The sequence below is a fragment of the Chryseobacterium indologenes genome, from assembly GCF_001295265.1.
Lineage (GTDB): Bacteria > Bacteroidota > Bacteroidia > Flavobacteriales > Weeksellaceae > Chryseobacterium > Chryseobacterium indologenes_A.
Window position 1 is genome coordinate 232,185 of record NZ_LJOD01000004.1, and the last position, 24,498, is coordinate 256,682.

At 38.4% G+C, this 24,498-nt stretch carries 25 protein-coding genes; 16 read left to right on the forward strand and 9 right to left on the reverse strand.

Annotated features, from left to right (window positions below; translation table 11 throughout):
• Positions 1-5: 5 nt before the first annotated feature.
• The 7 genes from AOB46_RS08620 (at position 6) to AOB46_RS08650 (ending at position 8,234) form a co-directional block, all read left to right on the forward strand.
• Positions 6-1,337 carry a hypothetical protein gene (locus AOB46_RS08620; protein ID WP_062698314.1) on the forward strand — a complete coding sequence of 444 codons (1,332 nt, stop codon included), beginning with the start codon at positions 6-8 and terminating at the stop codon, positions 1,335-1,337.
• A gap of 139 nt (positions 1,338-1,476) precedes the next feature.
• On the forward strand, positions 1,477-2,493 hold the full coding sequence (locus AOB46_RS08625) for a hypothetical protein (RefSeq protein ID WP_062698316.1): 1,017 nt from the start codon (positions 1,477-1,479) through the stop codon (positions 2,491-2,493).
• Positions 2,494-2,747: 254 nt separating this feature from the next.
• Positions 2,748-3,956, forward strand: coding sequence for an NTF2-like N-terminal transpeptidase (locus AOB46_RS08630; RefSeq protein ID WP_062698318.1), 1,209 nt, complete (start codon positions 2,748-2,750; stop codon positions 3,954-3,956).
• Positions 3,957-4,493 (forward strand): adenine phosphoribosyltransferase, encoded by a 537-nt coding sequence (locus tag AOB46_RS08635; protein ID WP_062698320.1) that lies wholly within the window; start codon positions 3,957-3,959, stop codon positions 4,491-4,493.
• 217 nt (positions 4,494-4,710) lie between these two features.
• Positions 4,711-5,418, forward strand: a complete 708-nt coding sequence (locus tag AOB46_RS08640) for a hypothetical protein (RefSeq protein ID WP_062698322.1) — start codon at positions 4,711-4,713, stop codon at positions 5,416-5,418.
• A 3-nt stretch (positions 5,419-5,421) separates the two neighbouring features.
• Positions 5,422-5,940: a 6,7-dimethyl-8-ribityllumazine synthase gene (ribH, locus tag AOB46_RS08645; RefSeq protein ID WP_062698324.1), complete on the forward strand. Its 519-nt coding sequence runs from the start codon at positions 5,422-5,424 to the stop codon at positions 5,938-5,940.
• Positions 5,941-6,155: 215 nt separating this feature from the next.
• Positions 6,156-8,234 carry an LTA synthase family protein gene (locus AOB46_RS08650; RefSeq protein ID WP_062698326.1) on the forward strand — a complete coding sequence of 693 codons (2,079 nt, stop codon included), beginning with the start codon at positions 6,156-6,158 and terminating at the stop codon, positions 8,232-8,234.
• Here AOB46_RS08650 and AOB46_RS08655 read toward each other — a convergent pair.
• Genes AOB46_RS08655 through AOB46_RS08665 form a run of 3 tightly spaced genes read right to left on the reverse strand, consistent with a single transcriptional unit; the run spans position 8,224 to position 9,965 of the window.
• Positions 8,224-9,351 (reverse strand): glutathionylspermidine synthase family protein, encoded by a 1,128-nt coding sequence (locus tag AOB46_RS08655; protein ID WP_062698328.1) that lies wholly within the window; start codon positions 9,349-9,351, stop codon positions 8,224-8,226. The two genes, AOB46_RS08650 and AOB46_RS08655, sit on opposite strands and share 11 nt — an antisense overlap.
• A 3-nt stretch (positions 9,352-9,354) precedes the next feature.
• Entirely contained in the window at positions 9,355-9,681 is a 327-nt protein-coding gene (locus AOB46_RS08660; RefSeq protein WP_062698330.1) for a hypothetical protein, read from the reverse strand.
• Positions 9,681-9,965 carry a hypothetical protein gene (locus AOB46_RS08665; protein WP_062698332.1) on the reverse strand — a complete coding sequence of 95 codons (285 nt, stop codon included), beginning with the start codon at positions 9,963-9,965 and terminating at the stop codon, positions 9,681-9,683. The genes AOB46_RS08660 and AOB46_RS08665 overlap by 1 nt, the downstream gene beginning before the upstream one ends.
• Before the next feature lie 114 nt (positions 9,966-10,079).
• Here AOB46_RS08665 and AOB46_RS08670 point away from each other — a divergent pair, with 114 nt between their 5' ends.
• Positions 10,080-10,940 carry a neutral zinc metallopeptidase gene (locus AOB46_RS08670; RefSeq protein WP_062698334.1) on the forward strand — a complete coding sequence of 287 codons (861 nt, stop codon included), beginning with the start codon at positions 10,080-10,082 and terminating at the stop codon, positions 10,938-10,940.
• Between the two features lie 127 nt (positions 10,941-11,067).
• Here AOB46_RS08670 and AOB46_RS08675 read toward each other — a convergent pair whose 3' ends face one another.
• Both AOB46_RS08675 and AOB46_RS23345 read right to left on the reverse strand, forming a co-directional pair.
• Positions 11,068-11,931, reverse strand: coding sequence for a GLPGLI family protein (locus AOB46_RS08675; protein WP_062698337.1), 864 nt, complete (start codon positions 11,929-11,931; stop codon positions 11,068-11,070).
• Between the two features lie 221 nt (positions 11,932-12,152).
• The gene (locus AOB46_RS23345) at positions 12,153-12,302 is read right to left on the reverse strand and encodes a hypothetical protein (protein WP_157845048.1); all 150 of its coding nucleotides are present in this window, start codon (positions 12,300-12,302) and stop codon (positions 12,153-12,155) included.
• A 202-nt stretch (positions 12,303-12,504) separates the two neighbouring features.
• Here AOB46_RS23345 and AOB46_RS08680 point away from each other — a divergent pair, with 202 nt between their 5' ends.
• The 5 genes from AOB46_RS08680 (at position 12,505) to sufD (ending at position 17,062) form a co-directional block, all read left to right on the forward strand.
• Positions 12,505-12,834 carry a HesB/IscA family protein gene (locus AOB46_RS08680; RefSeq protein WP_062698339.1) on the forward strand — a complete coding sequence of 110 codons (330 nt, stop codon included), beginning with the start codon at positions 12,505-12,507 and terminating at the stop codon, positions 12,832-12,834.
• A gap of 82 nt (positions 12,835-12,916) precedes the next feature.
• Entirely contained in the window at positions 12,917-14,365 is a 1,449-nt protein-coding gene (sufB, locus tag AOB46_RS08685) for a Fe-S cluster assembly protein SufB (RefSeq protein WP_062698341.1), read from the forward strand.
• A 7-nt stretch (positions 14,366-14,372) separates the two neighbouring features.
• Positions 14,373-14,879: a GNAT family N-acetyltransferase gene (locus AOB46_RS08690; protein ID WP_062698343.1), complete on the forward strand. Its 507-nt coding sequence runs from the start codon at positions 14,373-14,375 to the stop codon at positions 14,877-14,879.
• A gap of 18 nt (positions 14,880-14,897) precedes the next feature.
• Positions 14,898-15,641, forward strand: coding sequence for a Fe-S cluster assembly ATPase SufC (sufC, locus tag AOB46_RS08695; RefSeq protein WP_062698345.1), 744 nt, complete (start codon positions 14,898-14,900; stop codon positions 15,639-15,641).
• Between the two features lie 113 nt (positions 15,642-15,754).
• Positions 15,755-17,062, forward strand: coding sequence for a Fe-S cluster assembly protein SufD (gene sufD, locus AOB46_RS08700; protein ID WP_062698488.1), 1,308 nt, complete (start codon positions 15,755-15,757; stop codon positions 17,060-17,062).
• Positions 17,063-17,133: 71 nt separating this feature from the next.
• On the opposite strand, the gene AOB46_RS08705 is transcribed toward sufD, so the two are convergent.
• On the reverse strand, positions 17,134-18,057 hold the full coding sequence (locus tag AOB46_RS08705) for a DUF3078 domain-containing protein (RefSeq protein WP_062698347.1): 924 nt from the start codon (positions 18,055-18,057) through the stop codon (positions 17,134-17,136).
• Positions 18,058-18,283: 226 nt separating this feature from the next.
• On the reverse strand, positions 18,284-19,210 hold the full coding sequence (locus AOB46_RS08710) for a DUF3078 domain-containing protein (protein WP_062698349.1): 927 nt from the start codon (positions 19,208-19,210) through the stop codon (positions 18,284-18,286).
• A 250-nt stretch (positions 19,211-19,460) separates the two neighbouring features.
• Between AOB46_RS08710 and AOB46_RS08715 the strand changes: the two genes are divergently transcribed.
• From AOB46_RS08715 to gdhA, 3 genes are all read left to right on the forward strand, one after another.
• Entirely contained in the window at positions 19,461-20,228 is a 768-nt protein-coding gene (locus tag AOB46_RS08715) for a rhomboid family intramembrane serine protease (RefSeq protein ID WP_062698350.1), read from the forward strand.
• Between the two features lie 35 nt (positions 20,229-20,263).
• Positions 20,264-21,373: a DNA-processing protein DprA gene (dprA, locus tag AOB46_RS08720; RefSeq protein ID WP_062698353.1), complete on the forward strand. Its 1,110-nt coding sequence runs from the start codon at positions 20,264-20,266 to the stop codon at positions 21,371-21,373.
• A 190-nt stretch (positions 21,374-21,563) separates the two neighbouring features.
• Positions 21,564-22,922, forward strand: a complete 1,359-nt coding sequence (gene gdhA, locus AOB46_RS08725; RefSeq protein ID WP_062698355.1) for an NADP-specific glutamate dehydrogenase — start codon at positions 21,564-21,566, stop codon at positions 22,920-22,922.
• 257 nt (positions 22,923-23,179) lie between these two features.
• On the opposite strand, the gene AOB46_RS08730 is transcribed toward gdhA, so the two are convergent.
• Together AOB46_RS08730 and AOB46_RS08735 are read right to left on the reverse strand one after the other, a co-directional pair.
• A complete protein-coding gene (locus tag AOB46_RS08730) occupies positions 23,180-23,515 on the reverse strand; it encodes a hypothetical protein (RefSeq protein WP_062698357.1) in 336 nt (111 codons plus the stop codon).
• Positions 23,516-23,891: 376 nt separating this feature from the next.
• The gene (locus AOB46_RS08735) at positions 23,892-24,380 is read right to left on the reverse strand and encodes a YkgJ family cysteine cluster protein (protein WP_062698489.1); all 489 of its coding nucleotides are present in this window, start codon (positions 24,378-24,380) and stop codon (positions 23,892-23,894) included.
• Between the last annotated feature and the right edge of the window lie 118 nt (positions 24,381-24,498).

Consider the following 24,498-nt stretch of genomic DNA (forward strand, 5'->3'; position numbering starts at 1 on the left):
AAGAAATGTATAGTTTTTCACCAAAATTAAAATCAACTTCTATAATACTTCTTGTTGTAGGTTTAATTCTATTCGGTGCCGGTTATTTCATGAACCATGGTCTGGATGATGTTAAAATAGGAGAAATGATGGAAGCTGTTCATGCTTCAGGTCATACTGCCCCTACCCATTCAAGTGAAATGGTAGGTCCCCAGGATCACCAGGCTCATTTGGATCATGCTAAGATGCAGGTTCACAACCAGCCTTTAGCTTCTCTTCACTTTGTGGCTGTCTTTTTCTTTGGAGTAAGTTGTGCTGTACTGTTTTTCTACTGTATTCAGCACGCGGCACACGCAGGTTGGCCAATCATCATTACAAGAGTAATGGAAGCTATTGCTTCTTTTATTCCTTACGGAGGCGCTATTCTGATTATTATGATGATCTTAAATATTACTCATAACGGACACCTTTTCCACTGGATGGATCCGGCTTTAACAGATCCTAAAGATCCTCACTTTGATGTAATCCTTTTTGAAAAGAAAAAATTCTTAAATATTCCTTTCTATGCAGTAAGAACCTTAATCTATGTGATTGGTGCATCTTTCTTCGCCTGGAAATTAAAGGCTCAGTCTAAAAAAGTAGACGAGACCAAGTCTAAAGTAGAGTATCAGATGCTTTACAGATGGTCTGTAGGATATATTGCATTCTTCGGATTTGCTTCTGCAGCCTGGGCTTGGGACTGGTTGATGTCTATTGACCCTCACTGGTATTCTACAATGTATATCTGGTATTCAATGGTAAGCTGCCTTTCAAGTGGTATTGCGGTAATCATTCTTTTAAGTGTTTATCTTAAGAAAAATGGTTTCCTTCCACAGTTCAATGATAACCACTTACACGATTTAGGAGTATTCCTTTTCGCTACAAGTATGCTTTGGACGTATACATGGTTTGCACAGTTCATGCTTTACTGGTATGCCAACGTTCCTGAAGAAGTTAATTACTTCTTCGGAAGATTCCAGCACTACTCTCCTACTTTCTTACCAATGCTGATCATCAACTTCTTATTACCGCTATTGGTATTAGTGAGCAGCAGCATCAAGAGAAATTACAAAGTAGTAACAACAATGGCCGTTGTCGTTATTTTAGGACACATCTTAGATTACTTCAACATGGTAATGCCGGGAACGGTAGGACCATACTGGAAAACTCCTGAAGTATTCTTATTAATCCTGGGAGCTGTACTATTTGTTGTTGGATTATTTATGTTTACTGTACTTTCAGCTTTATCTAAACTGAAGTTGATCCCTACAGGAAACCCATTCTTACACGAATCTGAAATTTACGAATATCCTTTCTAAGGATTTTGTAACAGAAATAAAGAAAAAAAGACTGATTGTAATGATCAGTCTTTTTTTTATGGGCTTCAGACATCAGGCAACCATTCTGAATTTTGTACGTCTATTAAGAAAGAGATAACCACTAAATACAAATTCCTACATGAAAACAAAACTTTTTCTTTATTCAGTGTGTATATTCCTGTTCAGTTTCATCCAGGGCCAGACCATTACTTTCGTTTCAGAAAAAACTAATAAACCTCTTCCCAAAGTGTCTGTGTTTGGCAAAGACGGGAGTATTCTCGCCTATTCTGATATTGATGGGAAAATTGATAAAAAGGTATTGAGCCCGGATCAGGAAAAATTCCAGCTGGTATATAATAATTTTCCTGTAGCCACTCTTTCTTATGAAGACTTTGCTCAGGAAACAATCAGGATTAATGATCAGGTAAAAGAAATTGAAGCAGTGGTGATCAAAAATACAAAACCTGCAAAATATATCTTTATTAAAGGAAACTTCAATGCCTATGTAACGGTTAACAATAAACTTAACAGCTATGCAGACGGCGTGGCCACCTATATTTTTGACAACAAAACAAAAAAACTGAAAAGCGCCAATGTTGAGCAATACAGAGTATTCAGATTAGCCGGTGTGAAAAACGAGAAAAAGCAGACGGCATCATGGGATTACGGAAATTCACTTCAGATTCCTAAGCTTAAAAATGTAGGAAACCCCGAAGAATATAAAACCAAGAGAAATACCATAAAAGAACTGAAAGGAGACCGTAAAGATCAGATCGAAGTAACTGGTCAGGCTCTTCAGGAAAAAGAATTTTCGCTGTTCGGATTCAGATTCTTTGATATCAGAACCATTCTGAATATGTCTTTTGAAAAAGATTCAGAAAAAAATCTGCGGGACTTCTTAGAATACAACGAAGTTGGTTTTATAAAGCTTAAACATAAAAGTGAACCGGATTATACCCAGATCATTCTTTACAACAACTTCTATCCTACCGAAATGAGCTTTAATAATGATGACGATATTGAAAAAGTAAAATTCAAAAACAATCAGAGCAATTATAATACCCCATTCTGGAAAGAAGCTTCATTTCCTAATATGCAGACCATATTCAGTTCTTTCTTTAAAGATGACCTGAAAGAGCAGGAAAACAAGAAATAGCTTATGTTGTCAATACATTCACTTTCTATTAATGTAAAGACCGTTATTTTGATTTCAAAAAAAACAGCCATCACTTTTTTGATTTTAAAGGATTCAGCTCATTCTTTAAAGACGATATGAAGGAACAGGACAGCAAGTCAAAAAATACTTCTCTCAACATCAGAAAAACCACTGTATCTGAAAAACTGACAAAACGAAAATAAAAATCCAGTATTAATAAAGGTTTTACTAAATTTGTAGCAAACCAAATAAAAATGAAAAAGTTTTCTTTTCTACTTGTTTTCAGTTTGTTGCTGTTTACAGCATGCAAGAAAGATCATGTAGATGCTACGAATACTAAAACGCTGCAGTCCAGTATCAATGATATGACTTCCAGCCTTTCAACGATCAAACAGATCAAGTTCAATGAAGCGCTTTACATTCTGAAGACCTTTGGAGTGGAAGCAGATGGTGATGTGGAGGAACTTAAGGCGCTTGGAAAACTTATCGACGGTAAAAAAGTACCTGAAATCCTGACCATGGCAGATAGCGTGGCTCAGAAAAACGGCATCGAATGGGCAAGTACTGCACCGCCATCCCTAGGAGAAATGAATATCTTCGGGGATGATAAAGCAAAAGAAACAGATGCTAATGACGTAAAAGCAAGCTCATTGACTATTACAACCAACCCTACGGGAGATGATGGGACAGGCGCTCCTATTGCCATACAGGTCGTTCCAAGATTAGTAGATAATGCCGGGAAACCGGTTTCATTTACCGGAGCAGGTCTTGAAGCAACATTAGAAGTATTCAGCAACGGGGTGAAGCTTGCTACCGCTAAAAACCTTATGCAGGATAATAATTTCAAAGGATTTCATCTGAAGTTCTCATCCATTCCGGCTGCAAAAGTAGTCGATAACAAAATTGATATAACAGTATCTGTAAAAACAACGGCCAAAACCTTTAAAATGTCTAAAATCGGGCTTGATGTAAATCCTTCTGCCCTTAAGGTTCCGGCAGCTCCAAAAACAGACTCTACCGCTGTTAATCAAGATCCAAATGCTGTTATTGATCCAAATAATCCTGGATCTACAGCTCCGGGCACTGCCACAGATCCAAATGTTACTCCGGCACCGGCAGCACCTGCAACGCCTAAACAGCCTACCGCAGATCCGAAAAGTACAGTAAGTAAGTTCTTAAGCAATGTAAGCTCCCAAAACCTGAAGGCCGCTTATGATGCCTCCAACAACCCGGGATGGGGAAGCTATGAATCTTTCTCCAATCCTAATTCAGGATTTGGTTCTGTGAAAAATGTAAGTGTGAAAAACATCAGCACGAACGGAACAACCGCGAACAGCGCCAGCGTGAATGCTACTTATGATGTAACGGATAAAAACGGAAAAACAACTTCATTAAAAGTTACTTTCGGGCTTAAAAATGTAAACGGTGACTGGAAAATTTCCAGCTATAAAATAAATCCATAAATGGCATCAGCAGAACTGATCACAAGACTCAACGAAACCATCGAAAACATCCCTGATTTTCCTATTCCCGGAATACAGTTCAAGGATATATCTCCTATTTTCTTAGATCCGAAGCTTTATGAGGATGTTATTGATGACCTTGTGGCTTTCAGTAAAGGAAAAGTAGATGCCGTATGTGGAGTAGAAAGCCGAGGCTATCTTTTCGGCATTGCCATTGCGGTAGCCTTAGAAGTTCCGTTTATTCTCATCAGAAAAGCAGGAAAACTTCCCCCGCCTGTAATCTCAGAAAGCTATGATCTGGAATATGGAAGCGCCGTCATTGAAACGCGCGAGGGACAGGTAAAGCCAGGACAGCGGATTCTGATTCACGATGATCTCCTAGCCACAGGCGGAACTACAGAAGCAGCTGCAAAACTGGTTGAAAAACAAGGTGCTGTTGTATCTCAATTCAGCTTCCTGATAGGACTGACAGAATTGAAAGGCGAGGAGAAGCTGAAAAAATTCAACGCAGAAATTTATCCTATTTTAGAATATTAGATCAAATAAAATATTTTCGGCTCCGCCCGGCATGACAGCAACTCATAACTGTGTAAAACGCAGCATCAGAGCGGTCATTCAGAGCGGAGCTGATGCGTTTTCACAGTTCCTGATTAACAATTCACTCTATTTATTTAAATAAAATCAATAATACTCACAAAGTATTTTGTAAATCATTCAGAAACAATTAAATTTGCATTTCAATTTTTAGAAATTTATGGCAAAATTGGGAAAGAATGCTCAGAATGAGCAAGAAGGTAAGGAAACCGTTGAGTTTTTCAAAGACCTTGACAGAGAAGCTTTAAACACTGAAAGATTCCTTGAAAAATATTCAAAACCATTAGGTATCGTTTTTGGTGCTCTGGTATTGGGTGTTTTGGGATTCTTTGCTTACAAGCAGTTTGTAGTAGCTCCTAAAAACGCTGAAGCCGTAAAAAGTTTCCTTGCAGCTCAGAAAAACCAGATGGAGGGAAAGGATAAAGAAGCTTTAGGCGGAAAATCAGCTGCCAATCCTGGATTTGTTGGAACATACAACGAATATTCAAATACAGAAATAGGTAAACTTTCAGGATATAATGCTGGATTGTTAAAGTTCAAAGAAGGAAAATTCCAGGAAGCTTATGATCTTTTAGATCAGTTTTCATCTGATAATAAAACATTAATGGCCCTGAAATACGGAGCAATGGCAGATGCAAAATCCGGACTTAACAAAAATGATGAAGCTTTAGCTTTACTGGATAAAGCTGCAGGAGCATCAAGCGATCCTTATACTACTTACTATTTCACAAGAAAGGCGGGTATCGTAGCTTTAGGATTAAAGAAAAATGCTGAGGCAAAGAAATATTTCTCTACAATTGATGAGAAATACCAGGATTATGACAACGGAATGTCTGATTCTTATATTGAAATGACTAAATATTTTTAAAAAATGGCAACAGTTAATCTTTCCGATTACAAGCCACTTCATATAACCAATGCCGAAGATTTTTCTATCGGCATTGTTTTTTCTGAGTGGAATGATTTTGTAACGTACAATCTTCGTGATGCAGCTTTGGAAATTCTTGATAAAGAAGGCGTAAAACCAGAAAACATTAAACTTTTCCCTGTTCCGGGGGCTTTTGAATTAAGCTACGCAAGCATGCAGCTTTGTAAAGAGAGAAAATATGATGCGGTAATAGCCATCGGATGTGTCATCCGCGGAGAAACACCTCACTTTGATTATGTATGCTCAGCAGTTGCTCAGGGAATTAAGGACTGTAACATCATGACAGATACCCCTACCATTTTCTGTGTCCTTACAGACGATAATAAAGAACAGTCTGTAGCAAGAAGTGGCGGGGATCTTGGAAATAAAGGAGTAGAAGCCGCCGTAACCGCCCTTAGAATGATTGATTTCAAAAAGAATCTGTCAGAAAAGAAAGGAAACATCGGTTTTGGACATTCTTAACAATTAATACAGTTTAACGATACAGAGGACTATTTTTTCAATAGTCCTTTTTTATTGCAGCATGCTTAAACATCATTGTCTTCAAACGTTTCGCTACATTAACATATTTTAAAAAAAATTAAAAAAAGTATAAGAAATATCATGTTTTTACTTTTTATCACTAAAAGTTGTACACAAAAGCTATCTTTGCGAAAATTAACATAGATTTAAATATAATGTTCACAAAAAAAATAACTCCTTTTTTGTATTTAGGAATATTCTATCTGATTATATCTCTCATACTAAGGATCATATTCTTTTTTCATCCCATCACAACAGCAGGTTTTGGATTTTTTGAAGTCATAAAGGTGCTTAGTATCGGGCTGCTGAATGACATTTTTGTATTCATCCTGGCAAGTTCACTGCTGGCTGTTTATTTCTTATTTCTTTCTGACTCCAAGTATAAAAAACCATACGGTTACCTTATTTTCGGGGCTCTGGTCCTGTTCTTTCTGTATATCTGGCTCGTTCCGAATAATATTTTCAAGCAGTACGGAGGTTCTGTTTCAGAAATAGCCCTTACCTTCGTCGGTATAAAGGCACTTCTTTTCGGGCTGATGCTTTTTCTTCCGACACAGAGAATCAAAATACGGAATGTCTTATACTTTATTACCCTGTTCCTGTACGTACTTCTTATCATATTCAATAGTGTAAGCGAATATTTCTTTTATAATGAATTTGGAGTACGCTATAACTTTATTGCCGTAGATTACCTGATCTATACCAATGAAGTTATCGGAAATATTATGGAAAGCTATCCTATTATTCCGTTATTTTCAATCATCATTGCCCTTACAGCCATCGTAACCTGGTTTATCTATAAAAAAACAAAAGGAGAGCTTCTGAGCCTTCCGAATATAAAACAGAAGATGATCCTGCTGGGGACTTTTGTTGTGCTTTGCGGAATCAGCCTTCTCGCAATTTCTTCACTAATGCAGATCCGTTCTGATAATGTATTTGCTGATGAAATTGAAGATAACGGCCTTCCAAAATTTTATTGGGCATTCACCCATAATGAACTGGACTATTTCCAGTTTTACCAGCAGATTGATCAAAAGCAGGCAGAAAAAAACTTCTTAAGCCAGTATGCTGAACAGACGCTACAAAGAAACATCACTGCAGAGCAGCCTGAACTTAAAAAAAATGTCGTTCTGATCTCTATTGAAAGCCTTTCCGCTGATTTTATGGAACATTATGGCGGAACCAAAAAGATCACTCCATTCCTTGATAGCCTGGCAGACCGCTCATTAATGTTTACCAATCTCTACGCTACCGGAAACAGAACCGTAAGGGGACTTGAAGCCCTTACCCTCTGCATTCCTCCTACAGCCGGAGAAAGCATCATCAAAAGAGATGACAATAAAAACAAGTTTACTACAGGAAGCGTATTCAAATCCAAAGGATATGATGTAAAGTTCCTGTATGGCGGTTACAGCTATTTTGATAATATGGAAGACTTCTTTGGCGGAAACGGATATGACATTGTTGACAGAAACAGCTTTAAACCGGAAGAAATCACTTTTGCCAATGTTTGGGGCGTAGCCGATGAAGATATGGCGAAAAAGGCCATCCAGGTAATGAATGCAGAAGCTAAGACGGGAAAGCCTTTTTTCAATCATTGGATGACAGTTTCCAACCACAGGCCTTTTACTTATCCTGAAGGAAGAATAGATATTCCGGGAACGGCAAAATCAAGAGACGGAGGTGTAAAATATACAGATTATTCCCTTAGAAAATTCTTTGAAATGGCTAAAAAACAGGACTGGTATAAAAATACAGTCTTTGTGATTATTGCCGATCACTGTGCTTCCAGCGCCGGAAAAACAGAACTTCCGATGGATAAATACAGAATTCCTGCGATGGTTTTCTCAGAAGGGTTCATCCAGCCCCAGAAATTTGACAGACTAATGTCACAGATCGATGTAATGCCTACCCTCTTCGGAATGCTTAATTTTAATTATCAATCTAAGTTCTTAGGACAGGATGTTTTCAAAAAAGAATTCCAGCCTAAAGCTTATATCGCAACCTATCAGGATTTAGGATTGGTAAAAGATAACCACCTTACGGTTATCTCTCCGGTGAAAAAAGTAAAACAATATTCTTTAGACCTTGAACCCAGCAGCCTAGCTCCTGAATTCAAGCTTTATTATAATGAAAAACTGAGGAAAAAGCCAGAGCAGAAACTGGTAGACGAAACAATTTCCGCCTATCAGTCTACATCATACTGGCTTAAAGAAAAGCAGCTTAACCGATAAGGTGAGGCACAAAGCGGCTCTGGTTATTGGTGATTAGGTGAACACTTTCCCTGATCCCGATACCGGCAGGCTCCTGCCCTATAACCCAGCTTCCAACGACCGGATAATTTCCTCCAAAATCAGGAAGCTCAAACAGCTGTTGATAAATAAAGCCTTCCTTACCATACACTCCGGAATTCTGCTCAACCGGAATATGATTTCTGATGAGGGTAACATTGGCACCTTCTCTTGAATAAATCGGTTTTTTAGCAAAATCTTTCAGGTGTCTCTGTTCAAAATAAGATTCCAGCAGATAGGGATGCCCGGGATACATTTCCCAAAGTACCGGCAGAATAGCTTTGGAAGAAAGCAGGATTTTCCATGCAGGCTCAATCCACTGCGATCTGAAATCATTTTTTACTAATTTTTCTCCAAAACCATCCTGAAGAATCCATTCATAAGGATAAAGCTTGAAAATATATTCCATAATGGAACGGTCTCCGGCAATGAATTCCGCAATATCATCGGCCCACCCGATATCCTGAACAGGAATAAATTCCGTATCAAAGCCTGCTTGAGAAGCGCAGTCGCGCATATACTCTACGTTTGTTACATCTTCAATATTGGTAAGCGATGCAAAATAAATATGATGCGGATTCATATATTTTTTAAGATAAGTCCAGTAAGCAACCAGCTTTTCATGAATGGAATTGAACTGATCTTTATAAGGATACATCTCCTGAAGCCAGTACCATTGTATCACCGAAGCTTCATACAGCGAAGTGGGGGTATCAGCATTGAACTCCAGCAGCTTCAGATTCTTTCCGTCAAAACCAAAATCAAATCTTCCATAGACCGAAGGATGATCTTCTTCCCAGCTTGTTATGATATACTTCCGGAACCATTCAGGGATATTGAACTTGGCCCAGAGGTTTTTCTCAATAATATAATCTACGGCTTCCAAACACATCTGCCAGAGCTCCGCAGTTGCCGTTTCAATTTTGCTGACTTCCTCTGAACTCAACTGATAGTAATGGCTCTCATCCCAGTAAAGACCATCCAGTGAATGGTATCCGAATCCCAGGTTTTCCAGCTTATGCTGCCAGTTTTTTCTGAATTGTGACTGAATTCTTTCCATAGCTTATGATGATGCACTGAAACCACTCCTTCCCAACTCACCTCTCACCACATTTCCTTTATAGGTATTCCTTCCGATATTGGATTTGCTGCTGATCGCATCACTGTAATATCCTGCTTTCTGATAAGAGCCATAGCTGTATGCCCCGTACGGTCTGAATGCATGGTATAGAAGAAGCCCCGTTATAAAGCCATGTGACCTGGAATAAGATGCTGTTGTATCAGATCTCATATACACCTTCTTTTCATTTTGATTTTTAGGTTTTTCCTGAGAACAGGCCGCTAAAATTCCTGTTACAAAAAGTAATTTTATAGAACCGGACTTTTTCATTATTGAACCGTTATAAAGAATTCGTAATCTTTTTTCGTCTTCACGATATGGCTGTTACCATCATTGTCTTCCCCTCCTACCAGTGTATCTCCAAGACTTGGAATAGTATCTTTTTTTATAATCTCTTTAAAAAGCTTATCATCCTTCCATATTTTGTGTCTGGTAATCAAAACATCTGCATTTTCAATATGTTCTACAGAAAGCTGCGTCTCAATAGATCCTTTCTTGTTTACATTCTCTACTTCATCTTCTTTCACTTCTTTACATGCTGTAAGTGACAACATTCCAGTCAGTAATAGGCAATATTTAAATTTTTTCACGTAGTTTTTTATTTTTCACAAAAGTAGTCATTTAGTAACGATATTATTTTAAATTTACAATTCAAAAAATTTATTACTATGAAATGGACAGACGACAGAGGCGGAAACGTTGAGGACCGCCGCGGTTCCGGAGGGGGCGGAGGAGGAATGATTGTAGGAGGCGGACTTGGAACTTTAATAATAGCAGCCATTGTTTTTTTCCTGGGAGGAGATCCTTCCGGTATCCTGAATTCCGGCAGCGTACAGTCTTCCGACAATTCGCAGCCAAGAGAGCTTACAGCCAATGAAAAAAAGATCGGGGAAATGGTGGATATGATGGGAAAATGGAACATCATTACCTGGGAACAGATTTTCAGGGAAAACAATATGCAATACCAAAAACCGAGAATTGTTCTTTTTGAAGATGCTACCCGTTCAGGATGTGGCCCTGCTCAATCGGCTATGGGACCTTTTTACTGCCCTGCCGACCAGACGGTGTATATGGACATGAGTTTCTTTAATGAACTTCAGCAGCGGTTCGGAGCACAGGTAACCGAATTTACGGTAGCATATGTAATGGCACATGAAGTAGGTCATCACGTTCAGACTTTACTGGGAACCACTCAAAAAGTAGATCAGCTAAGAAGAAGCGGACAATATTCTGAAGCACAGATGAATCGTGTTTCAGTAGCAACTGAACTTCAGGCGGACTTTTACGCAGGGGTATGGGCAAAAAGAATCGACCAGTCCAGAAAAATTCTGGAGCCGGGAGATATTCAGTCGGCCATTGATGCTGCTCAGGCTGTAGGTGATGATAATATCCAGAAAAGATCCCAAGGCTATGTAAATCAGGAAAGCTTTACCCACGGCTCCTCTGCACAGCGTAAAGAATGGTTTATGAAAGGATATAATACCGGAGACATCAGACAGGGCAATACATTTGACGAGCTTTTAAAATAAGATGGAAGCTGAAAGAAGAATGGAAGCTACAATCTTCTGTCCGCAAATTCTTACAGCTGTCACATATGAATTTGAATAATATTATTCTCAAATAAAAAAACCTGAAGGAATCTTCAGGTTTTTTTATTTATTTCAGCTCAATAGGATTGCTGTTTTTCTTGGCCTCTTCCTTTACTCTTTCTTCTACTCTCTTTTTCATGTCTGCAGGATTCTGATTCCCTCCGCCTGGACCTCTTCCTCCAACGCCAATTCTCATCGGAGCCGCAATTCCGCCAGGACCTCCGCTACCCTGAGCCATCATAAATGACATTGGATCCGTTCTGTATTTTTCCTGCTGCTTCAGGTAATCTGATCTTTTTACTTTCAATACGTTTCCAAACTGGTTCAGGCTTGCCTGCTCGGTAATCTTATAATTTTTCATCAGATCAAAAGAATAATCTCCTTTATCATCTTCAATCTTTACAATCAGTCCCGGAAGTCCTCCAAATTTATAAGGACCATCCTGATAAGGTAAATCTGTAGAGAACCAGGCCGTCCACTTTCTTCCGGCAAAATCAGTTTCAGCCTTCTGAACTTTATATTCTCCTATCTTCATGGTTTCCGAGGAAATTTTCCAGTTCATAGGCCTGTCTTCCTCGTAAGAATAAATATCCCGTCCTATTCTGTCTTTAAAATAGGTTTTTTGGTTGGCTTTATCTTTTTCAACAGAGTAGTTTATGTTACTCCTGAGCCCTTCCATCTGCTCCCTGCTGAAGTTTACTCTATCGCCACCGCCCTGGAAGGCTTTCCGCATAACAGAATCCCTTTTGACCCTGTTTTCCGAGTAAAATACAGACTTTTCGGGAGAAATGTCAAGGTAGGCATTTTCCGTTTTCACATCGCTTTTGTTTTCAGCATCAGGCTTCATCGTTACCTGATAGACAAACCTGTTGGTTTGGGCAGAAATATGCTGTATAAAGAACGCTAATGCAATAATTCCTAATTTTTTCATTATCTATTTTTTTATTTTAATTCAATCGGGTTTTCTGTGATCGTGTATCATTGGTAAATTTTCTATAGCTGAACCCTGGATAGGAAAATTACTATTTTCTCCACTCATTCCTCTGTGCATTCCTCCTGAGCGGCCTCTGCCGTGCATTCCTCCACCATGCCTTCCGCCAGTGAAATTTGAATTTCAGACTCCTGCCATTGTTTTCCTGTTTTTATTAAACTCTAGCTCCAGCGCGGCCTTATCTCCGTAAAGGTTCTTTCCTTCTTCATGCTCACCGGATTTACTGATGTTTCATAGATATATCTTGTCGTCTGTCCGTAAGACATCGCTGTTAACAGCAGCACAAAAAAGCCAAGTAATTTTTGTCTCATTACTAATTTTCTTTATAGATGAAAAATACAATTCAAAGTTAAACCCAAAACATGACCTCCCGGAATACAGGCAGAAAATTTATATAACTTTAACTAAAAAACATGCTATTAAGAACAGAATCATTAAAATAGATATCTTCGATTTGAGATTGCGGAAATTAGTTCGTATTTTTGCATCATTAAATCATTCTAAATAAATACAATGATAAAAGTATCGGATCAAGCAAAAGAAAAAGCCATCCAACTGATGACAGAAGACGGCTTTAATCCTTTTGAAGATTATATAAGAGTGGGGGTTAAAAGCGGAGGATGCTCTGGTTTAGAATATGTTTTGAAGTTTGACAACCAAAAAACAGATTCCGATCAGATTTTTGAGGACAATAACATTAAAATTATTGTAGATAAAAAATCAATCCTCTATTTAGCAGGAACAACTCTTGAATATTCAGGAGGACTGAACGGAAAAGGGTTTGTTTTTAACAATCCCAATGCATCCAGAACATGCGGATGCGGTGAGTCATTTAGTCTTTAGAAAAAGACATAAGATACTAGATTTCAGACTTCAGCCTTGTTCCTGATCTCTGAATCTAAAATCTGAAATCTAAAAAATAAAAATGAGCAAATACACTGAAGACGATTTAAGAGTCGATCTAGAAAATAAAAAATATGAATTCGGCTGGGAAACGAAGATTGATTATGAAGATTTCCCGATCGGATTGAATGAAGATATCATCCGTGCCATCTCTGCTAAAAAAGAAGAGCCTGAATGGATGACAGAATGGCGTCTGGAATCTTTCAGAATCTGGCTGAAAATGACGGAGCCTGCATGGGCTAACATTAAGTATGAAAAACCTGATTTTCAGGCTATCCGTTATTACGCGGCTCCTAAAGTAAAGCCGGAACTGGCAAGCTTAGATGAGGTAGATCCGGAATTGTTAAAGACTTTTGAAAAACTGGGAATCAATATTGAGGAACAGAAAAGACTTACAGGAGTAGCCGTGGATATTGTAATGGACTCTGTTTCTGTAAAGACTACTTTCCAGGAAACACTGATGGAAAAAGGAATTATTTTCTGTTCCATTTCTGAAGCCATTAAAAACCACCCTGACCTGGTAAGAAAATATCTTGGTAAAGTAGTTCCGAGAGGAGATAATTTTTACTCTGCACTGAATTCCGCAGTATTCTCTGACGGAAGTTTCTGCTATATTCCAAAAGGAGTAAAATGCCCTATGGAACTTTCTACCTATTTCAGAATTAACCAGGCCGGAACAGGACAGTTTGAAAGAACACTTCTGATTGCCGATGAAGGAAGCTATGTTTCTTACCTTGAAGGATGTACTGCACCGTCAAGAGATGAAAACCAGCTTCACGCTGCTGTGGTAGAGCTGATTGCCATGGATAATGCTGAAATTAAATATTCCACTGTACAGAACTGGTATCCCGGGAATGAAGAAGGTAAAGGAGGAGTATTCAATTTTGTAACGAAAAGAGGTCTTTGCGAGAAAAATGCAAAAATTTCTTGGACACAGGTTGAAACGGGTTCTGCTGTAACCTGGAAATATCCTTCATGCATCCTGAAAGGCGACGGATCGATCGGAGAATTTTACTCCATCGCTGTAACCAACAATCATCAATATGCTGATACAGGAACAAAAATGATCCACATCGGAAAAAATACGAAATCAACGATTATTTCCAAGGGAATCTCTGCCGGAAAATCCCAGAATTCTTACAGAGGACAGGTAAAAGTAATGCCTTCTGCCAAAGGAGCCAGAAACTTTTCCCAGTGTGATTCTCTGCTGATGGGTAATGAATGTGGTGCCCATACTTTCCCATATATTGAGATCAAAGATCCTACTGCTCAGCTGGAACATGAAGCAACCACTTCAAAAATCGGAGAAGACCAGATCTTCTACTGTAACCAGAGAGGTATTGATACGGAAAGAGCCATAGCCCTGATCGTGAACGGATTCAGTAAAGAAGTTTTAAATAAACTTCCGATGGAATTTGCCATTGAAGCTCAGAAACTATTGGAAATTTCACTGGAGGGATCAGTAGGATAATAAAAATATGATAGCTACAGAAAGATTAATTTTAAGGAAACCTGTAAAAGAAGATTTTGAAAGATTCTTTGAAATTAATCATAACCCTGAAACCCATATTCACAATCCAGGCGGACCGATGAGTTTTGAAAAAGCAGAAAGCACATTTGCCAGAATGCTTGATCATTGGGAAAAGTATAATTTTGGAGGCTGGGTGATTGCAGAAAAGGATATTCCCGGAAACACAATAGGTTTTGGAGGGCTGAGCTATAAACTCTATGGAGAAGAAGAAAAGCTGAATTTAGGTTATCGTCTGGCTCCCGAGGCATGGGGGAAAGGATATGCCACAGAATTCACAAAGAAAGTTATAGATTTAGGGCTTAATGAGGATAATAAAGAAGAAATATTCGCAATTGTCCGTCCCGGTAATATAGCTTCAGTTAAAGTTTTGGAAAAGGCAGGTATGATACAGATTGGGACCCTTAATGATGTCCCGGGTCAGCCTGAAAGTTTAGTATATAGAATTCAAAAATAATTTGTTTAAGCAAATAAAATGTTAGAAATAAAAAACCTTCACGCCAGAATTGAAGATGGCGCAGAAATTTTAAAAGGAATCAATCTTGAAATAAAACCAGGGGAAGTTCACGCAATCATGGGGCCGAACGGAGCCGGAAAATCTACCCTTTCTTCTGTAATTGCAGGAAAGGAAGATTATGAGGTAACAGACGGAGAAATTCTTTTCGAAGGAGAAGAAATCAGTGAAGATGCACCTGAAGACAGAGCGCACAAAGGAATTTTTCTTTCTTTCCAGTATCCGGTGGAAATTCCGGGAGTTTCTGTAACCAACTTCATTAAAGCCGCTTTAAACGAGAACAGAAAAGCCAACGGCCTGGAAGATATGCCTGCTAAAGAAATGCTTGCCCTGATCCGTGAAAAATCTGAAAAACTGGGCATCAAAAAAGATTTCCTTTCAAGATCTCTGAACGAAGGATTCTCAGGAGGAGAAAAGAAAAGAAACGAAATTTTCCAGATGATGATGCTTAATCCTAAACTGGCTATTCTTGATGAAACTGATTCAGGATTAGACATTGATGCTTTAAGAATTGTTGCAGATGGTGTAAATCATTTTAAAAATGAAGGAAACGCAGTTCTTCTGATCACTCACTATCAAAGACTGCTTAACTATATTCAGCCTGATTTTGTTCACGTTCTGGCAGACGGAAAAATCATCAAAACCGGTGATAAGTCTCTGGCTTTAGAACTTGAAGAAAAAGGTTACGACTGGCTTCTTAACTAAGAAGAAAATATTTCGGAAGGGATTTTATCAAACCTTTCTGAAGATGCGGAAAAACCGCAGTATTATTATTATTTTAAATATATAAATCAGGTGTGATGGCCGAAATATCAGTAATGGCTTTATACGATCAAATTATTGACAACCACGGTGAATTCTTGGAGACTCTTCGTCACAGATTTCTGGATGAAAACAGAAAAGAGGCGCTTCAAAAATTCGAAAACCTGGGTTTCCCTACCAAAAAAGACGAAGAATATAAATATACCAGCTTAAAAGAGATTACGGAAAAGAATTATAATTTTTTCCCGAAAGAAAGTCATAATATCACTAAAGAACAGCTTGACCAGCTGCATTTAGGTGAGGAACACTTTGACTGGATCGTTTTTGTAAATGGTAAGCTTCATAAAGAGCTGTCAAAGATTTCTATTGAAAATGTAGAATTCCTTTCATTCAACTATGCTTTGAATGACGAGAAGCATAAAGAAGTTTTTGACACCTATTTTAATACAATTGCATCTAAAGATGCTGCTTTCACGAACCTGAACCTTGCGTACTGCAAGTATGGTTTTTTCCTGAAAGTTCCTAAAAATGTGGTGATTGAAAAACCCATCCATGTTTTTTACATTTCGCAAAACCAGGAAGAAAATACCTTCTACAATACCAGAAATTTACTGATCGTGGAAGAAGGTGCTAAAGTGGAGGTTATTGAAAGCCACCACAATTTTGACAGCACATACGTTCTGACCAACTCAGTGACTGAAATCTTTACTTATCCTAATGCAAAGGCAGACTGGCATAAGCTTCAGAATGACAACAACACATCCTATCTTATTGATAACACCTTTGCAAGACAGGAAAAAGACAGCTTAACTACTGTAAACACCTTCTCTTTCGGAGGAAAACTGGTAAGAAACAACCTTGATTTTATCCATAACGGATCAAATATCAATTCATTTATGAATGGAATTACGATTATCGGAAAAGATCAGCTGGTTGACCACCATACAGCAGTGCATCACAATTTCCCGAACTGTGAAAGCTACCAGAACTATAAAGGAATCTTCGACGGTAATGCACACGGCGTTTTCAATGGAAAAGTTTTTGTAGATAAAATTGCTCAGAAAACCAATGCTTATCAGCAAAATAATAACGTGCTGCTGAGTGAGGGGGCTTCTATCGATACCAAGCCGCAGCTGGAGATTTTTGCAGATGATGTAAAATGTTCTCACGGATGTACTGTAGGCCAGCTGAATGAAGATGCCCTGTTCTATTTAAGAGCCAGAGGTATTTCTAAAAAAGAGGCACAGGCCCTTCTTTTATATGCTTTTGCTAATGATGCAATGCAAAACATCGATATTGAACCGCTTAAAGAAAAGATTTCAAAGCTATTGGCGGAAAAACTTGAAGTAGATATAGAATTTTAATCCATATACAATTGATACATAAAAAGCACCTCGAATGAAGTGCTTTTTTGTTGTGTTTTATGCCCTCGGCATTATTTTTTCAACCATGATTGGTTATCTTTATTATCGGAACGCTTTTTACCATTATCTATGTTATAAGCAAAACCAACTCCCAGGGTCTGTTTCAGCTGGGTTTTCTGAATCTGATTGTGGTCATACAGAAGATCCAGCGTAATGTTGGTAGAAACAAATTTATTAATCTTCATATTGAGGATTCCGCTGTAACCAAGAACCAACCTTTCAGGATGATCCAGGTAATTTGAAAATACAGAAGCCGTATTGATCAGGCTCATGTTTTCCATAATTTTAAGCTTATAGATGGCTGTACCTAAGAAACCGAACTGAAATAAGGAAGAATCTCCGTCATTTTTCAGGCCATAGGTTCCGGCGGTCTGCAGGTCTTTATCCAGAACAAAGGTCCATCGTGCGTTCGCGGGACGTAATGTCATCGTAAAGTTATCATTAGGACGGTATGTTACACCTGCCCCCATATTAAGGTATCCCGGAGCCATAAAGTTTGAAATTTTCTTGGCATCCGGATTATTTCCATCCTCATATCCTGCTGCAAACTGGGTCTGAAGGCTCATTCCGCCTGATAAATACCAGTTTTTAGCAAATTCCCGTCCGTAATTGGTAGAAAGGTTGATAACATCCTGGGTTTTTCTGGTTCCGATTCCTTTGGTATTGTTCTGCCCGTATCCAAGAATGATAATGTTTTCCCAAAGATCTTTGCCTTTCTCATAAGTCAGATTGTAGTTTACCCCGGCAAGCCAGCCAACGTTATTGGCACCTCCGCCTACCCAGTTAGAAAAGGCTGCCTGGTTCAGCATTAATGTATTCTGTCCCTGGATAGACCAGGCTTTTACGGTATCCGCTGCAGGAGCATCTGTTTTCGACTCCTGAGCCATTACGCCGGCCCCAAAGGATATGGAAACAGCTAATAAAAGTTTTTTCATAATTAAGATTTTTCAGTACAAAAATATACATATAATTTTATGAAAATACTAATCACTTTATTTTGAAATATTAAAACAATTTTCTAATGGATCAAAAATGTGAATATTACCATGAAAATCAGCGTACAATCTGCTAAATGAACTTATAATTACTTATCTTTTAGTTGCTGAACAAAAAAAAACGCTTCTATTATGAAGCGCCCCCGTATATAATATATTTAAAAAATTATTTCTTAATCCACCACTGGCTGTCCTTACGGTCTGAACGTTTTCCTCCGTTGTTAAAAGTATACCCAAAACCAATTCCCAAAGTCTGCTTAAGCTGAGTTTTCTGGATCTGGTTATGATCATACAGCAGATCCAAAGTAATATTGGATGAGATATATTTATTAACCTTAAGATTCAATACGGCCCCATAAGCCAGAACCAGTCTTTCCGGATGATCCAGATAGTTTGAAAAGACAGAAGCAGTGTTAATGATACTCACATTTTCCATAAGCTTTACCTTATACAAGGCCGTTCCCAGGAAACCGAACTGAAGCAGTGAAGAATCGCCGTCATTTTTCAACCCATAATTTCCGGCAACCTGAAGATCTTTATCCAGCACAAAGGTCCACCGGGCGTTGGTAGGGCGAAGTGTTACAGTCAGATTATCATTCGGCCTGTACGTGATCCCCATACCGAGATTAAGGTATCCCGGAGCCATGAAATTCGAAATTTTCTTTGCTTCAGGATTGTTTCCGTCTTCATATCCCGCAGAAAATTGAGACTGAATACCGGCACCTAAAGAAAAATACCAGCTCTTAGAGAATTTTCTCCCGTAATTGGTTGAAATATTGATTACATCCTGTGTTTTTCTTACTCCTACACCTTTGGTATCATTCTGACCATAATCCATCACAATAATATTTTCCCAAAGATCTTTATCTTTTTCATAGGTGATATTATAATTTAGTCCGGCAAGCCAGCCCACATTGTTGGCTCCCCCGCCTACCCAGTTTGAAAAGGCTGCCTGATTAATCATTAAATTGTTTTTTCCTAAAACCGACCAGTACTTAACGGTATCTGTCACTACTGAATCTTTTTTCAGCTCTTCCTGTGCGCTTGCATGAATCCCTATAGAAAAGGAAAGGATCAACAAAAACTTCTTCATTACAATAAATAATTTTCAGTGCAAAAATATTAATATAATTTTTGTTTAAAAAAAATCAGTCCGTAAAATCATCAGGGACTATTGAATTTAAACAGCCCAAGGATTCCGATTTACTAAATTCAGTGTCAAAACATTAGGTTTCCGGTTTAAAATTTGATACCTTTTGTCTGAAAATAAACGGTTCCCTGAGAAATACCTCGACAAATTTTCCGAAATTTATTATTGGCTTTTGATTTGACATATTTTCCGCATGTTTAAAAACGTTATTTCCAAGAGAGCCGTCCTTTATCCTTTGCTGATGCTGTCAGCCATGTGGTTCGGCTATTTCCTCCAGATGCAGGGCTTTTTCCAAAGCTGTTTCGGAGCTATTATTCCTCTGCTGCCTGAAGGATTGCTGGGAATAATCACGTCACCTTTTCTACATGGAAATATAGATCATATCATAGGAAATTCTATTCCGATTGCTTTCCTGATGTTTCTTTTGTACCAGTTTTACCCTCAGGTAGCCAATAAGGTTTTTATCACCGGATGGCTTGCCACTGGCCTTCTGGTCTGGCTTCTCCCTCCCATTGATATTCTCACCGGCGAATATATGTACACCTGTACCATAGGTGCGAGCGGTGTGGTGTATGTATTGGCATTTTTTCTGTTCTTCAGCGGAGTATTTAAATGGAATATGAAGCTTCTCACCATATCTATGCTGGTTGTATTATACTATGGCAGTCTTGTATGGGGAATGTTTCCGGAAGAATTGTTCTACAACCTTCAGGAACCGAGCAGGATTTCATGGCAGGCCCATCTTTCAGGAGCTGTGGTAGGAAGTATTATTGCATTTGCTTTTAAAAAAGTGGGAGAGAAAAAAAAGAAATTTATCTGGGAGTTTCCTAATTACTATAATGAAAAAGATGACAAATTGTGGCAGGAATATAAAGAAAACCACCCGGAGGACTTTATGGAGCTTCCCTACAAAAAAAGAGACGATATCTGGGATCATCTGGATGAATTAAGGAAAAAATAAAGACTTAATTCACTACATTTGATAAAAAACACATAATGATCTCTGAAGAACATCTTTACACAATTGCTCTTCGTGAATGCGGCCTTATTGGTGACATACTTTTTCACAGACTGATAAAGACTTTCGGAAGCGCTGAAGAGGCCTGGAAAAGAGCAAAAAAAGAATACTCTAAAACCGAAGGCCTGGGCCGGAAAACAGTTTCTGACATCGGAAATAAAGAACATCTGGAATTTGCAGAACAGGAGCTGAAGTTCTGTGAAAAAAACGGAATAGGGATCCGGCTGAGACACCTTAATGAGACTCCCGCCCTGCTCAACGAATGTCCCGATGCCCCGGCAATTCTTTATCAGAAAGGAAATTTTGACGATACGGTTTCCAAGGTAAGTATTGTTGGCAGCCGGAATATGACTTCCTATGGTAAACAATTCATTGAGGATTTTTTTGAAGGCACCAAGTCTTCAAAATATATATCTGTAAGCGGATTGGCTTTAGGCGTTGATAAAGAGGTTCATGAGCAGTCTGTCCATCATAAAATTCCTACAGTAGCTGTACTGGCTCATGGCTTCCATACCCTGTATCCCTCAAAAAATAAAAAATTATCTGACAAAATTCTTCAGGAAGGCGGTGCATTGCTTACTGAGTTCAATTCATCCAGAAAACCAGACCGGGAAAATTTCATCCAGAGGAACAGAATTATAGCAGGCCTCTCCCCCGCTACTATTGTTGTAGAGACAGCATTCGGAGGAGGATCTGTAAGTACGGTAAACTTCGCCAATGATTATAACCGGGAAGTTTTTGCCCTTCCGGGAAAAATCACAGACCCTTACAGCCAGGGATGCAACCAATTGATTTCCCAGAACAAAGCAGCAACTATTTCTACGGTAAGAGATCTTATAGACTCTTTAGGATTCAATAATCCAAGAGAGAAAATGGAAGAACTATTCCCTTATAGTGAAACAATCGTTCAACTTACTGAAATTCAGCAAACAGTATATCAATCTATCAAAGAGAATCCTCAGATTTCTCTGGACGATCTGGCACAGAAAATTTCCATCTCTACCTACAAAATACTACCGGTTATTTTAGAATTAGAACTTTTAGGGAAAGTAAAATCATTTTCCGGGAGACAATTCACCGTAATTTAAGAATTAACGATTTCTTAATATTGCATTATTTAAGACATAACATTTAATTTTTAATAAAATTTAAACACAAATTATTAATTTAATAATATTTCGAAACATTATTATTTAATTTTTAACAATGTTAAAATAGAGTGTTGTGAATCTTGAAAAAAAAATTAAATTTGTTGACAATAATATTCAACCTTAGTATATGGAACAATATAATATTGACCAGAAAATCCAGGAGTTTATTGCAAAAATTGAAGCAAAAAATCCTAATGAACCAGAATTTTTACAAGCTGTAAAAGAAGTTGCTGTAACTGTAATTCCGTTTATTATGACCAAAAAGGAATATACAGGCATGAAGCTTCTTGAAAGAATGGCTGAAGCTGAAAGAATTATTATTTTCAGAGTTCCATGGGTTGATGATAAAGGAGAAATCCAGGTAAACAGAGGTTTCAGAATCCAGATGAATTCTGCGATCGGACCTTATAAAGGAGGAATCCGTTTCCATCCTACTGTAAACCTGTCAGTTCTTAAATTCTTAGCATTCGAGCAGGTATTTAAAAACTCACTGACTACTCTTCCAATGGGTGGAGGTAAAGGAGGTTCAGATTTCGATCCTCAAGGAAAATCAGATATGGAAGTAATGCGTTTCTGCCAGGCTTTCATGACGGAATTATGCAAGCACATTGGTCCTGAAACAGACGTACCGGCAGGAGATATTGGTGTAGGAGCGAGAGAAATCGGATATTTATTCGGACAGTATAAAAAAATCAGAAACGAATTTACCGGTGTACTTACAGGAAAGGGTCTTGCCTATGGAGGTTCACTGATCCGTCCTGAAGCTACAGGATACGGTGTAGTATATTTCGCTGAGCAGATGCTTAAAACTATCGGACAGAATTTCGAAGGTAAAACAGTAACGGTTTCAGGTTTCGGAAATGTAGCCTGGGGAGTTATTAAAAAAGCAACTGAGCTTGGGGCTAAGGTAGTAACCATCTCTGGACCTGACGGATATATCTACGATAAAGATGGTATCAGCGGAGAAAAAATTGATTATCTGTTAGAGCTGAGAGCTTCAGGAAACAACAGAGCTGAGGATTATGCTAAGAAATATCCGTCTGCTGAATTCCATGCAGGGAAACGTCCTTGGGATGTAAAATGTGATGTAGCATTCCCATCTGCAACTCAAAATGAATTAGATCTTGAAGACGCTAAAAAACTGGTTGAAAACGGATGTCTTTGTGTAACTGAGGCTGCAAATATGCCGTCTACTTTAGATGCTATCAACTATTTCCTTGATAATAAAGTGCTATTCTCACCTGGTAAAGCTTCCAACGCCGGAGGTGTTGCTACTTCAGGTCTTGAAATGACGCAGAACTCTATCCGTCTTAACTGGACTTCTGAAGAGGTAGATGCAAGATTAAAGGAAATCATGATTGGTATTCACAAAGCCTGCAGAGACTACGGAAAAGACGAGGATGGTTATGTAAACTACGTAAAAGGTGCTAATATCGCCGGATTCGTAAAGGTTGCAGAAGCCATGTTAGCTCAAGGAGTGGTATAAAATAAACCAAGGCTGGGAAAATTCCCGGCCTTTTTTGATATAGCCTGTTCCCGGGAAAATGGGAAAAAAGTAAAAAGTGAAAGGAGAAAGCGTTGTATTCTACAGCGCTTTTTTTATCTTCTAAATAACCTGAATCCGGTAAGAACATCTGATTAATGTATGGCTGAAGCTGAAAAAATTAGTATTGAGCTATTCAGATACAACAAAAAAATCCTGAAACAAGATGTTTCAGGATTTCGTACTGCTTACTGAAATATTTACTTTGATGACTTTGCCTTCTTTTTCCCTTTCTTGTCTTCTTTAGTTGCTTTTGAAGGTTTTGTAGCTTCTGTGCTCACTTCGGTATTCACTGTAGCGTTGGTAGCAGGTACTGCCGCTGCGGCATCAACAGTAGCTGTTGCCGTAGTGCTTTGTTTTGCTGTTCCTGCATCTGTTGAAACTGTTCCGGTAGCTGCTGCCGGCATTGTTGCCTGTGGCTGCGTCGTTGTTGTTTTAGCAGGAGAAGTTTCGGCTGGTTTTTTTGTTTCTGTCTGAGCCGATACGGTAGCTATTCCGGCTGTCATGCATACTGCCGCTAAGATTAACTTTTTCATAATGTAATATTTTAAATGATTGTTTAATTTAAACGACACATTTTTCATTAAATTATTTGTAACACTCTTATTTAACGTACTTTATAATTATTTAAGAGGAATTTTGAAATGGAGTTAAAATAGAAGCCTGAGGCCGGAAAAGAGAGTTATTTGTGGTTAAATATACTTATGACAGCTGTTTTGACAGAATATTGAAGGGAAAAATTAATGAAATTCTTTGGAGGAAAAAGGAAAGATAGAGGATGGAAGTTTCCATTGTTAAGCGTATACCGCAGGTTTTTCAACAGAATTTCTGATCACGCTGAGCTGCTATTAAAGGATTGTTAAAATGAAACCCTTTGTTTTTAAGACTTTTAAGACCTCTTCTGTTCCGTTTTTATCTGCTTACATTTTTCATCATTTTCTCTACAAATTCGTAGGCAGCCGGACAGATCACCGTATTTTTAAGCATCAGATGATTGATCTGATAGATTTTTTTCCGGTCGGTATGCGGGTATTCCCGGCAGGCTTTGGGCCTTACTTCATAAATGGAACAGGTATTATCACTGTTCAGGAAAAAGCATGGAAGATGCTGAAGAACTTTATCCCGGTCTTCATCTACTCTTAAAAACTTAGCTTCAAAATCGGCAGGTTTCATCCGGAGATGCTTTGCAATACGTTCAATATCCTTTTCGGTGTATAAAGGTCCGGTTGTTTTACAGCAATTGGCGCACTGCAGACAATCGATCTCATCAAATACTTCATCATGGGTTTCCTGAACGACATAATCGAGATTTTTAGGCGGTTTCTTCTTTAATCCGTCCAAAAACTTCTTATGTTCCTTTTGCTTCTGTAAAGCCTGCTTTCTGTAAAAATCTAAATCCATGTTCTTTCTGCCGTGATTGTCATTTGCCCATCGGGGTGGACTGCTTTTCTTCTGCAAAGATAAAATATTGTTTTCATGAAATTTATCAAGCAAAGGATTGAATTTATCAATTGAATTT

Bases quoted from the DNA above. Each gene is read 5' to 3' on its own strand.
- AOB46_RS08630 (WP_062698318.1), top strand. From the start codon at position 2,748: ATGAAAAAGTTTTCTTTTCTACTTGTTTTCAGTTTGTTGCTGTTTACA.
- sufC (WP_062698345.1), top strand. From the start codon at position 14,898: ATGTTAGAAATAAAAAACCTTCACGCCAGAATTGAAGATGGCGCAGAA.
- AOB46_RS08670 (WP_062698334.1), top strand. From the start codon at position 10,080: ATGAAATGGACAGACGACAGAGGCGGAAACGTTGAGGACCGCCGCGGT.
- AOB46_RS08640 (WP_062698322.1), top strand. From the start codon at position 4,711: ATGGCAAAATTGGGAAAGAATGCTCAGAATGAGCAAGAAGGTAAGGAA.
- sufB (WP_062698341.1), top strand. From the start codon at position 12,917: ATGAGCAAATACACTGAAGACGATTTAAGAGTCGATCTAGAAAATAAA.
- AOB46_RS08655 (WP_062698328.1), bottom strand. From the start codon at position 9,351: ATGGAAAGAATTCAGTCACAATTCAGAAAAAACTGGCAGCATAAGCTG.
- AOB46_RS08620 (WP_062698314.1), top strand. From the start codon at position 6: ATGTATAGTTTTTCACCAAAATTAAAATCAACTTCTATAATACTTCTT.
- AOB46_RS08660 (WP_062698330.1), bottom strand. From the start codon at position 9,681: ATGAAAAAGTCCGGTTCTATAAAATTACTTTTTGTAACAGGAATTTTA.
- AOB46_RS08730 (WP_062698357.1), bottom strand. From the start codon at position 23,515: ATGAAAAAGTTAATCTTAGCGGCAGTATGCATGACAGCCGGAATAGCT.
- dprA (WP_062698353.1), top strand. From the start codon at position 20,264: ATGATCTCTGAAGAACATCTTTACACAATTGCTCTTCGTGAATGCGGC.
- gdhA (WP_062698355.1), top strand. From the start codon at position 21,564: ATGGAACAATATAATATTGACCAGAAAATCCAGGAGTTTATTGCAAAA.
- AOB46_RS08680 (WP_062698339.1), top strand. From the start codon at position 12,505: ATGATAAAAGTATCGGATCAAGCAAAAGAAAAAGCCATCCAACTGATG.
- AOB46_RS08665 (WP_062698332.1), bottom strand. From the start codon at position 9,965: ATGTTGTCACTTACAGCATGTAAAGAAGTGAAAGAAGATGAAGTAGAG.
- AOB46_RS08705 (WP_062698347.1), bottom strand. From the start codon at position 18,057: ATGAAAAAACTTTTATTAGCTGTTTCCATATCCTTTGGGGCCGGCGTA.
- AOB46_RS08710 (WP_062698349.1), bottom strand. From the start codon at position 19,210: ATGAAGAAGTTTTTGTTGATCCTTTCCTTTTCTATAGGGATTCATGCA.
- AOB46_RS23345 (WP_157845048.1), bottom strand. From the start codon at position 12,302: ATGAGACAAAAATTACTTGGCTTTTTTGTGCTGCTGTTAACAGCGATG.
- AOB46_RS08690 (WP_062698343.1), top strand. From the start codon at position 14,373: ATGATAGCTACAGAAAGATTAATTTTAAGGAAACCTGTAAAAGAAGAT.
- ribH (WP_062698324.1), top strand. From the start codon at position 5,422: ATGGCAACAGTTAATCTTTCCGATTACAAGCCACTTCATATAACCAAT.
- AOB46_RS08650 (WP_062698326.1), top strand. From the start codon at position 6,156: ATGTTCACAAAAAAAATAACTCCTTTTTTGTATTTAGGAATATTCTAT.
- AOB46_RS08625 (WP_062698316.1), top strand. From the start codon at position 1,477: ATGAAAACAAAACTTTTTCTTTATTCAGTGTGTATATTCCTGTTCAGT.
- AOB46_RS08715 (WP_062698350.1), top strand. From the start codon at position 19,461: ATGTTTAAAAACGTTATTTCCAAGAGAGCCGTCCTTTATCCTTTGCTG.
- AOB46_RS08635 (WP_062698320.1), top strand. From the start codon at position 3,957: ATGGCATCAGCAGAACTGATCACAAGACTCAACGAAACCATCGAAAAC.
- AOB46_RS08735 (WP_062698489.1), bottom strand. From the start codon at position 24,380: ATGGATTTAGATTTTTACAGAAAGCAGGCTTTACAGAAGCAAAAGGAA.
- AOB46_RS08675 (WP_062698337.1), bottom strand. From the start codon at position 11,931: ATGAAAAAATTAGGAATTATTGCATTAGCGTTCTTTATACAGCATATT.
- sufD (WP_062698488.1), top strand. From the start codon at position 15,755: ATGGCTTTATACGATCAAATTATTGACAACCACGGTGAATTCTTGGAG.